The sequence below is a fragment of the Clostridium sp. AM42-4 genome, assembly GCF_003480105.1.
In the GTDB taxonomy this organism is placed as follows: domain Bacteria; phylum Bacillota; class Clostridia; order Lachnospirales; family Lachnospiraceae; genus Brotaphodocola.
In genome coordinates this window covers 4,967-5,412 of record NZ_QUIK01000039.1, presented here as the reverse complement: position 1 = coordinate 5,412, position 446 = coordinate 4,967, and the positions used below count along the sequence as shown (strand labels likewise).

Sequence of the window (446 nt, the reverse complement as noted above, 5' to 3'; positions counted from 1 at the left end):
TCACTCCCTCTCGCCTTGACCGCTAATCTTATCAATGAGTTTTTTTTACCTTTTTTCGTCAAGTATAAGGGAGTGCCTTTTTGGTGTCAATATCTACACCTCACTCCCTCTCGCCTTGACCGCTAATCTTATCAATGAAGTATTTTACCTTTTTCTTCGTACCGACAAACTGAAATTTATCTTAGAAATTACAGCAATGTTATTTTGATAAACTTTCAAGAATTGAAATATCATGCTTATCTTTATCTCTTAATTCATAACCTGAATGGAAAACTTTTTGGCCTTTTAAAGATATACAAGGAATTGTTTTGCCTTCAAAAAAAACACTACCAAAGTAATCTTTTTCAAACTCATACCATCCACCCTCTAAATCAGCTTGTTTTGAAGTTCCGTCCTCATTTAAAACGAACGGGTGAATGTCTAAGTAACCAAGTTCATCACTATAT

At 34.1% G+C, this 446-nt stretch carries 1 pseudogene; it reads right to left on the bottom strand.

What is annotated here, in order from left to right:
• Positions 1-199 precede the first annotated feature (199 nt).
• Positions 200-446: pseudogene (locus tag DW922_RS17040) on the bottom strand (aminoglycoside adenylyltransferase); the annotation flags it as partial.